This is a genomic window from Streptomyces sparsus, from assembly GCF_054776295.1.
This window is the reverse complement of sequence record NZ_BAAHCA010000124.1, coordinates 1-8,785: the sequence shown is the minus strand read 5'-3', so window position 1 is coordinate 8,785 and position 8,785 is coordinate 1. Positions and strand designations below refer to the sequence as shown.

8 protein-coding genes are annotated in these 8,785 nt (G+C 69.8%); 7 read left to right on the top strand and 1 reads right to left on the bottom strand.

Annotated features, from left to right (window positions below; translation table 11 throughout):
• Positions 1–58: 58 nt before the first annotated feature.
• Positions 59–775, bottom strand: a complete 717-nt coding sequence (locus tag ACYVE9_RS09370) for a hypothetical protein (protein WP_461027290.1) — start codon at positions 773–775, stop codon at positions 59–61.
• 150 nt (positions 776–925) lie between these two features.
• On the opposite strand from ACYVE9_RS09370, the gene ACYVE9_RS09365 reads away from it, so the two are divergent.
• The 7 genes from ACYVE9_RS09365 to ACYVE9_RS09335 all read left to right on the top strand — a co-directional run.
• On the top strand, positions 926–1,717 hold the full coding sequence (locus ACYVE9_RS09365) for an enhanced serine sensitivity protein SseB (RefSeq protein WP_461027289.1): 792 nt from the start codon (positions 926–928) through the stop codon (positions 1,715–1,717).
• 268 nt (positions 1,718–1,985) lie between these two features.
• The gene (locus ACYVE9_RS09360; RefSeq protein WP_461027288.1) at positions 1,986–2,753 is read left to right on the top strand and encodes an enhanced serine sensitivity protein SseB C-terminal domain-containing protein; all 768 of its coding nucleotides are present in this window, start codon (positions 1,986–1,988) and stop codon (positions 2,751–2,753) included.
• 188 nt (positions 2,754–2,941) lie between these two features.
• Positions 2,942–4,603, top strand: coding sequence for an ABC transporter substrate-binding protein (locus ACYVE9_RS09355; RefSeq protein WP_461027287.1), 1,662 nt, complete (start codon positions 2,942–2,944; stop codon positions 4,601–4,603).
• Between the two features lie 85 nt (positions 4,604–4,688).
• A complete protein-coding gene (locus ACYVE9_RS09350; protein ID WP_461027286.1) occupies positions 4,689–5,693 on the top strand; it encodes an ABC transporter permease in 1,005 nt (334 codons plus the stop codon).
• Entirely contained in the window at positions 5,693–6,652 is a 960-nt protein-coding gene (locus tag ACYVE9_RS09345) for an ABC transporter permease (protein ID WP_461027285.1), read from the top strand. Before ACYVE9_RS09350 ends, ACYVE9_RS09345 begins: the two co-directional genes overlap by 1 nt.
• Before the next feature lie 4 nt (positions 6,653–6,656).
• The gene (locus ACYVE9_RS09340; protein ID WP_461027284.1) at positions 6,657–7,670 is read left to right on the top strand and encodes an ABC transporter ATP-binding protein; all 1,014 of its coding nucleotides are present in this window, start codon (positions 6,657–6,659) and stop codon (positions 7,668–7,670) included.
• Positions 7,667–8,785: ABC transporter ATP-binding protein (locus tag ACYVE9_RS09335; protein ID WP_461027283.1), on the top strand; the 1,119-nt coding region annotated here is incomplete at its 3' end. The genes ACYVE9_RS09340 and ACYVE9_RS09335, both read left to right, overlap by 4 nt.

The following is an 8,785-nucleotide window of genomic DNA, read 5'->3' as shown; positions in this document are numbered from 1 at the left end:
GCACCGCCCGCCGCTCGGGGAAGCGGCGCGGGCGGTGCGCGGAAGCGGCGGGGGCGCGTCAGCCGGGCAGGCCCGGCATGGCCGTGTTCGTGTCCGGCAGCGTGAAGTCGGGCAGCTTGATGTCCGGGATGTTGACGTTCGGCTCGGTGGTGCCGGGCACGTTCGGCTTGGGCAGCGTGGTGTTGGGCGTGTCGGTCGACGGCAGCTGGGGGATGTTCGTGTTGCCGGAGGGCATGTTCGGCGCCGCCCCGCCGAGCAGACCGAGGACGAGCTCCAGCACACTGCCCAGTGCGTCCGTGAGGGCGGTGACCACGTCGTTGATGTCCTTGGCGGTGGCCGCCCTGACCAGCGTGTCGACCCTCTCCTGGAGCTCGGCGGCCGCCTTCGAGGTGTCGGCCGCCCGGTTCGCCGCGGCTGCCCGGGTGCCGTCGGCGGTGCCCGTCTGCCGGAGGGCGTCGAGGACCGCCGTGACGTCGGCCTGGTGGCGCCGCGCCTCGGCTTCGGACAGCTGCCCGTCCTCGGCCTGGAGTACGGCCTCCAGCAGCTTCGCGACCGGCGTGAGGACACCGCCGGCCTGGCTGAGCGCCTTCACCTGCCCGGCGGCCTCTTCGGTTCCGGGGAGCGGAGCGGCGGGGAACGCTGCCTGGGGTGCCTGGGGTGCCTGGGCGGGTGTGGTCGCGGGACTCGCGGCGACCGCCGTTCCGATGGTGCCGAACGTCAGCGTGCCGGCGACTGCGGCTGCCACGACGGCGGAAGCGGTCATGTTGCTGGGCATGGGGGGATTCCTCCGAAATGCTGTCGGTGGGGACGGTCCCACTTTTTGGGACATGGCAACGCTCCGCAACCGCTCGGTCGCTCGTGGTGGCATTCGGGTTACCGCCGCCCTCGGCCACTGGCCGTCCGCGGCCCGGCTAGGGTTCCGCCCATGACTGTTCCGCAGCAGCCGCAGCACCTCGGCCCCGGTCACGGCGGTGGCTGGCCCGGCAACGAGCTGGAGGAGACGCTCGCCGCATCACTCGGCGTGCCCGACGCCGGCGCCCGACTGCTGGAGGTGCTGGGCCGCAGCAGCCTGTGGGTGCCGCTCCCCGAGGGCGGCGGATCGGGCAGCCCCAGCATCGACCTGCCCACCGTGCAGTTGGAAGACGCGCCCTACGTGCCCGTCTACAGCTCCGAGCAGCAGTTCCTCCAGTGCGTACGGATGAAGATGCCGTTCGCCGTGGTGCCGGCCCGCGAGTTCGCCCGCGGCCTGCCGCCGCAGGTCGGCATCGCCGTCAACCTCGACGGCACCGTCGGCATGCCCCTGCCGCCCGAGGCGGTCGCCGAACTGTGCCGGGAAGGCGGTCTCGAAAGGATGCCGGGCGCGCCCAGCGGGGCCCGGATGCGTCTCTTCGAGCCGGACTGGCAGGACGACCCGCTGGACTTCCTCAGCGCCGCGTCCGAGGAGTTCGGCCGTCTGCCCGCGGTGCGTACCGCGCGTCGCGGGCTCGCCAGCGCCGAGGGTGATCCGCCGGCCCTGTTCGTCGGGGTGGAGGTGGACTCGCTGGAGCCGGAGACCCGGCAGGAAGCGCACGACGCGCTGGCCCGGGCGCTGGGCCGGGCGCCGGTGCGCTGGCCGGTGCAACTGGTGCTGCTGGACGCCGCCAGTGACCCGGTGGTGGACTGGATGCGCGAGTGCGTGCGCACCTTCTACGCCCGCAGCCACACCCCGGCCGGTTGACGCGTCCCAGGGCCTCCCAAAGCGGCGGCGCACGCCGGGCGGCAGGTCCGCCGTCCGGCCCGTGATCGCCTCCGTGGGCGCTGCGTGCGATCCGCGTCCGCATCCGCTCGGGTCCGCGGGCGCACTGAGTACGCGTGCTCATCCGGTGTCGAGTACGCGGTTGAGTAGCCGCCGCGCTGCCGTCCCCGGCTCGTAAGCTGGTTGGATGGCGGGGCGGGGCGCACACGCGTGCCCTGAGCAGTGACCGAAGTGGAGAAGGGCGGCCAGGGTGAGCGCGGGTGAAAGCGTTGAGCAGCTGCTGCGCCAGGTGGCACCGGGCCGGTACGACACCTACGAGGAGCTGCTGCGCCGCCTCGCCGACGGCCAGGTCTGGATGCTGCTGTGGCACGGTCGCCCCGGAGCCCCCGACGCCCAGTACGGCAACATGGAGGTCGGCGGGCACGGCTACGCGCCCTGCGTGACCTCCGCGCAGGAGTTGGCCGCTTCGGGCTGGACCCGCGCGCACGAGGTCGTCACCGGCCGGGACGTCGCCGCCGCGCTCTACCCGGACCGGTGGGGGCTGTGGCTCAACCCGCACGCGCCAGGCGGAGGAGTGGGTGTTCCCTGGCTCGACCTGCGCCGGATGTCCGGCGGCTTGGACCGGCTGCCCGCCGGGCCGCTGCGGATCAGTGAACCCGCCCTGGAGATCCCGCAGTTCTACGCGCAGCTCGCGCACAACGCCCAACGCACCCCGGTGGTGCGCAGCCTGCGCCGGGCCTGGGTGCAGCCGGCGCTCGGCATGGCCTACCTGGTGATCGGGCTGGACCTCTACGACACCGGCGGTCCGTCGGTCGCGTCGGTGCGCACGATGATGGAGCAGTCCGTCGGCGCGGTGCCCGAGGGGCTGCCCGTCTCGACGGTCGCGATGTCCGACGACTACGACCCGGTGGCGATGTGGCTGCGTGCCAACTCGCGTCCGTTCTTCGACCGTGACGCGCACGGTCCGGCACCCGTCACGGCACCCGGATACGGCTACGGCTACCCGCGGGCGTACTGACATCACAGCTGGTAGCGGACGGGGCGCGTCCGAATGCGGGGGATTGCCCGCTTAACCGCCAACTCCCCCCGGGGGCTGGGTCTCAGCTCGGTATCACCGACATGCGGACGGTTCACACCTCTGTCTGTACACGACTAATGTTCGGGCGACCATATGTCGGCACCACCACATGACCCCCGAGGTGGACCATGCGAATGAGAAGTCCCAAGGTCGTCCAGGCGATCGCGGCCACCCTCGCGGTAGGCGTGATCGCTACTGGATGCAGCAGTGAACGGGACGGAGAGGCGGACACATCAAAGCCCTTCGTCTTCGGCGCTGCCGGTGACCCGGCCTCTCTTGACCCGTCTCTCGCCAGCGACGGCGAGACCTACCGCGTCACCCGCCAGGCGTTCGAGGCCCTGCTGGAGCACGAGTCCGGCGGCACCGAGATCGTCGGCGGCCTGGCCGAGGAGTGGTCGAGCAACGACGCCGGCACCGAGTGGACGTTCAACCTGCGCAAGGGGGTCAAGTTCCACGACGGTGAGGACCTGACCGCCGAGGCGGTCTGCAAGAACTACGACCGCTGGTACAACTGGGAGGGCACCTACCAGCTCGACGCCCTCTCGTACTACTGGCAGAAGGTCTTCGGCGGCTTTGCCAAGAACGAGAACAAGGACATCCCGGAGTCCAACTACGCCGGTTGCTCCGCCAAGGACGACACCACCGTCGTCATCAAGGTGAAGAAGGCGACCGCCAACCTCCCGGGCGGCTTCTCGCTCCAGGCGCTGGCCATCCACTCGCCCAAGTCGATCGACGCCTACGAGGCGCAGAAGGCCTCCGGCGAGGGCGAAGCGATCAGCTACCCCGAGTACAGCCAGGAAGCCGGAACGGTCGCCGGTACCGGCCCGTTCAAGATCTCCTCCTGGAACAAGGGCAACAAGGAGGTCACCCTCGAGAAGTTCGACGACTACTGGGGTGACAAGGCCGGCGTCGACAAGCTCGTCTTCCGGACCATCGACGAGGAGGCCGCCCGCCGCCAGGCGCTGCAGGCCGGCAACATCCAGGGATACGACCTGGTCGCCCCCTCGGACGTGGCCACCCTGAAGAAGGACGGCTTCCAGGTCCCGGTCCGCAACGTCTTCAACATCTTCTACCTCGCGTTCACGGAGGAGGCCAACAAGGCCTTCGGCAAGAAGGACGTGCGCAAGGCCGTCGCCCACGCGATCGACCGCGAGAACATCGTGAACACCCAGCTGCCCGAGGGCGGCAAGGTGGCGACGCAGTTCATGCCGGACACGATCGACGGCTACTCGGACAAGGTCACCACGTACGACCACGACCCGAAGAAGGCCAAGGACCTGCTCGCCAAGGCCGGCGAGGAGAACCTGAGCGTCGAGTTCTGCTACCCGACCGAGGTCACCCGCCCGTACATGCCGGCCCCGGCCGACATGTTCGAGATCATGAAGGCCGACCTCGAGAAGGCCGGCATCAAGGTCACGCCGAAGCCCATGAAGTGGACGCCGGACTACATCGACACCACCCGCGCCGGTGGCTGCGAGATGTACCTGCTCGGCTGGACCGGTGACTTCAACGACGGCTACAACTTCATCGGCACCTGGTTCAGCGGATACCAGAAGGAGTGGGGTTTCCGTGACGACAAGGTCTTCGACGCGGTGAAGAAGGCCGGCGCCGAGCCGGTCACCGAGAAGAGGGTCGAGCTCTACAAGGAGGCCAACGAGATCATCATGGACTACCTCCCCGGTGTCCCGATCTCCGCGTCGCCGCCCTCGATCGCCTTCGCCAAGGACGTCAACCCGCCGAAGGTCTCCCCGCTGACGCAGGAGAACTTCGCCGAGGCATCCTTCAAGTAACAGCAGTTCGCGCAGGGTCCGTCCGGCCGCCGCACCTGGGTGGCCGGGCGGACCTGCCCATGAAAGAAGAAAGGGGCATCGCGGGGTGTTGCGACTCGTCGTCCGAAGACTGCTGCAACTGATTCCCACCCTGCTCGGCCTGTCGGTACTGCTGTTCCTGTGGTTGAACCGCCTTCCCGGCGGTCCCGCGGCAGCAATGCTCGGCGAACGGGCAACTGAGGAAGACAAGGCCCGTATCGAGGAGGCACTCGGCCTCGACCAGCCGGTGTGGGTCCAGTACGGCCGCTTCCTCAACCGCCTGTCCGAACTGGACCTGGGCACCTCCTCGCAGACCGGCCAGCCGGTGCTGGAGGAGTTCACCCGGCGGTTCCCCGCCACGGTGGAACTCGGCGTCACCGCCATCATCATCGCCGTGGCCGTCGGCATACCGCTGGGTTACTTCGCCGCGCGCCGCCGCGGCAGCTGGCTCGACGTGAGCGCGGTCTCCGGCTCACTGCTGGGCATCTGCATCCCGGTCTTCTTCCTCGCCTTCATCCTCAAGGCGATCTTCGCCGTCCAGCTCAACTGGTTCCCCAGCGACGGACGGCAGAGCACCGGCATCAACGCCACCGAGGTCACCGGCTTCTACACACTGGACGGCCTGCTCACGGGCGAGTTCGACGCCACCGGCGACGCCCTCATGCACCTGGTCCTGCCGGCGCTGGCACTGGCCTCGATCCCGCTGGCGATCATCACCCGCATGACGCGGGCCAGCGTGCTGGAGGTGCTCGGCGAGGACTACGTCCGCACCGCCGAGTCCAAGGGCCTCAACCAGTCGGTGGTGCGGGTGCGGCACGTGCTGCGCAACGCCCTGCTGCCCGTCATCACCGCGATCGGTCTGATGACCGGCGGCCTGCTGTCGGGCGCCGTCCTCACCGAGTCGGTCTTCGCCTTCGGCGGCATCGGCTCGTTCATCCGAACCGCGATCGACGCCCGGGACTATCCGGTGCTGGTCGGGTTCATCATGTTCATCGCGGTGACGTACGTGCTGATCAACCTGCTGGTCGACCTCGCCTACAGCGTCATCGATCCGAGAGTGCGGGTGCACTGATGAGCCTTGTGTCCACCAAGAAGGACAAGATCGACCGGCTCGCCGAGCTCACCGCACAGTCGGAGTCCACCACCGGCGCCAGCCTGTGGGTCGAGGCGATGCGCCGGCTGCGGTCCAGCAAGATGGCCCTCATAGGCGCCTGCGTCATCGGCGTGTTCGTGATCCTCGCGGTCATCGGCCCCTGGATAGCCCCCTACGACCCGGCACAGATGTGGCGCGGCGAGGTCTTCCGCAACCGGGGCATCTTCATCGGCCCGCGGTCGGAGAACTGGCTCGGCCTGGACCACCTCGGGCGGGACGTCTACTCCCGCATGCTGGTGGGCGCCCGGCAGACGCTGCTCGTCGGTGTCGTCGCCACGCTGCTCGGCTTCACCGTCGGCGCGCTGATCGGCGGTGCCTCCGGCGCCGCCCTCACGCTCGGCGGCCGGATCGGCCAGCGTTTCGACGCCGTGATGATGCGTGTCATCGACATGATGCTGGCGCTGCCGTCGCTGCTGCTCGCCGTCAGCATCGCCGCGATGCTCGGGCAGAGCCTCACCACCGTCATGATCGCGGTGGGTGTGGTGCAGATCCCGATCTTCGCCCGGCTGCTGCGCGGCGCGATGCTCGCCCAGGGCAGCTCGGACTACGTGCTGGCCGCCAAGGCACTGGGTGTGCGCAAGCGCAGGATCGTCTTCTCGCAGATCCTGCCCAACTCGCTCAGCCCCGTCATCGTGCAGGCGACGCTGAGCCTGGCCACCGCCATCATCGAGGCCGCCGCCCTGTCCTACCTCGGACTGGGCAACCCGGACGCCTCGGTGCCCGAGTGGGGCGTCATGCTGGCCCAGGCGCAGACGTTCTTCGACACCGCGCCGATGCTCGCGGTCTACCCGGCGGTCGGCATCATCATCACCGCCCTCGGCTTCACCCTGCTGGGCGAGGCCATGCGGGAAGCCCTCGACCCGAAACTGCGGAGCTGATGTCATGTCGCTGCTTTCCGTGGACGAACTGACCGTCACCTTCACCGGACGGGGCCACCGCGACGTGCGCGCCGTCTCCGGGGTCTCCTTCTCCGTCGACCAGGGCCAAGTGGTCGGTCTGGTGGGGGAGTCCGGGTGCGGTAAGAGCGTCACCTCGCTGGCCCTGATGGGCCTGCTGCCGGAGCGGGGCGTCACCGTCGGCGGCCGTGCCGACTTCGACGGCACCGACCTGTTCTCGCTGAGCAAGGCCCGTATGCGGGACCTGCGCGGCAGCCAGCTGGCGATGATCTTCCAGGACCCGCTGTCCTCGCTGAACCCGGTCGTGCCCATCGGCGTCCAGGTCACCGAGATCCTGAGCCGCCACCGCGGCCTGAAGGGCGCCGCGGCCCGCAAGGAGGCCGCGTCGCTGCTGGACCGGGTCGGCATTCCCGACCCGACGCGGCGGCTGAAGGAGTACCCGCACCAGCTGTCCGGCGGCATGCGGCAGCGCGCGCTCATCGCCATGGCGGTGGCCTGCGCGCCACGGCTGCTGATCGCCGACGAGCCGACCACCGCGCTGGACGTCACCATCCAGGCCCAGATCCTGGAACTCCTCAGGGAACTCGTCGACCAGGAGGGCACCGCCCTGCTGATGATCACCCACGACCTGGGTGTGGTCGCCGGGCTCTGCGACGAGGTGAACGTGCTCTACGCCGGCAAGGTCGTCGAGTCGGCGCCGCGCCGCCCGCTGTTCGCGCACCCCACCCACCCCTACGCGCACGGCCTGCTGGGCTCCATCCCCCGGCTGGACGCGCCGCGCGGGGAGCCGCTGCACCCCATCCGCGGGTCCATCAACGACCAGATCGCATGGGCCGACGGCTGCGCCTTCGCTCCCCGCTGCGACCACTACACGCTGGAGTGCCTCGAGGGCACGCCGGCCCTGACCGAACCGCGCGAGGCCGGACACCAGGTCCGGTGCGTCAACCCGGTGATGCCGCAGCGCGGCGCCGGGACCCAGAAGACGGAGGCCGGCACATGAGCCTGCTCGAACTGCACGGGGTGAAGGTCCACTTCCCCGTCAAGAAGGGCATCGTCTTCGACCGGACGGTCGGACACGTCTACGCGGTCGACGGGGTGTCGCTCTCCGTGGAACCCGGCCAGACGTACGGACTCGTCGGCGAGTCCGGCTGTGGCAAGACCACCCTGGGACGGTCCATCCTGCGGCTGGTGGACATCACCGAGGGTGAGGTCGTCTTCGACGGCACCGACCTGGCGAAGCTGCCCGCCGAGGAGATGCGCACGTACCGCCGCCGGCTCCAGATGGTCTTCCAGGACCCGCTGGGCAGCCTCAACCCGCGGCAGAACATCGAGTCGATCCTCGCCGAGGGCATGGCCGCGCACGGCATAGGCGCCGACCGGGAGGAGCGCCGGGAGAGGATCAAGGAGATCCTGGCCCGGGTCGGGCTTCCCACCAACGCGCTGTCCCGCTATCCGCACGAGTTCTCCGGCGGGCAGCGGCAGCGCATCGGCATCGCCCGGGCGCTCGTCCTGGAGCCCGACGTCATCATCTGCGACGAGCCCGTCTCGGCGCTGGACGTCTCCATCCAGGCCCAGGTGATCAACCTGCTGGAGGACATCCAGAAGCAGATGGGCCTGACCTACGTGGTCATCGCCCACGACCTCGCCGTGGTGCGCCACATCTCCGACGTCATCGGGGTTATGTACCTCGGCTCGCTGGTGGAGGAGGCGGCCAGCGACACGCTGTACGCCGAGCCCAAGCACCCCTACACCAGGGCGCTGATGTCGGCGGTGCCGGTGCCCGACCCGGAGATCGAGGACACCCGGGAGCGCATCCTGCTCACCGGTGACCTGCCCTCGCCGGCCAATCCGCCCACCGGGTGCCGCTTCCACACGCGCTGCCCGTGGAAGCAGGAGACGCTCTGCACCACCGACCGGCCCGAGCTGCGGGACGTCGGCGGCGGTCACAAGGTGGCCTGCCACTGGGCCGAGCAGATCGCGGACGGCGTCATTCAGCGCGCCCCGGAGTCGGTTCCGGGCGCGATGTCCGCCGCGGCTGCCGCTCGGGCCGCAGCAGAGGACGGTGCCGAGGACGGCGACGCGGCCGAGGGCGCCGAGGCGCCCGGGGACGCCGCG